The following is a 561-nucleotide window of genomic DNA, read 5'->3' on the forward strand; positions in this document are numbered from 1 at the left end:
CTGTTTAATATTTTCTACTTTTCAAAGCTTATGCCTTAACAGTTCCTAATTCACTCCCTTGAAAATAACCCCCCGTAGTGGTCATTATGCTACCAGCGGGAGTCCTTGAATATCGACTTTGAGTCCCAGGCTTTCGAGCCGACGGACATGGTGGCGGATGATATGCTTTTTGTTGATTTCGTTAAGGTAGTTGACGCCCAACTCGCGGTGAGGCACTTTGTCTCGGATGATGAAATAGGCACCTTCCAGAATGCTGTGGCCCACCGCGACTGCTGCTCGCTTCTTCCCTTTGCGGCTGGCAAGACGAGCATATTGCCATCCCAGATAGGTATCCTTGGTCCGTCCGGCAGCATGCCCACATTCCACCAGGATCGCCTTCAGCCATTTGTTGCCTTTGGTGGTTCGCCCATTGCGGCGCTTGCCCCCACTTTCGTTGTTCCCAGGACTAATACCCCCCCAGGAACAGAGATGTTTATGGGATGGAAACTGACCCATCTCTACCCCGATTTCGGCGACCATATCCTGGGCCGAGCGCTTATCTACCCCCGGTTCCGTGTCCAG

The 561-nt window shown here is 52.4% G+C and carries 1 protein-coding gene; it reads right to left on the bottom strand.

Going from position 1 to position 561, the window contains the following annotated elements:
* Positions 1-84 precede the first annotated feature (84 nt).
* A partial coding sequence (locus tag HW443_RS12735) for a transposase (RefSeq protein ID WP_176238393.1) occupies positions 85-561 on the bottom strand: 477 nt, incomplete at its 5' end.

It is taken from the genome of Candidatus Hakubella thermalkaliphila (assembly GCF_013281975.1).
Classification (GTDB): Bacteria; Actinomycetota; Humimicrobiia; order Hakubellales; family Hakubellaceae; genus Hakubella; species Hakubella thermalkaliphila.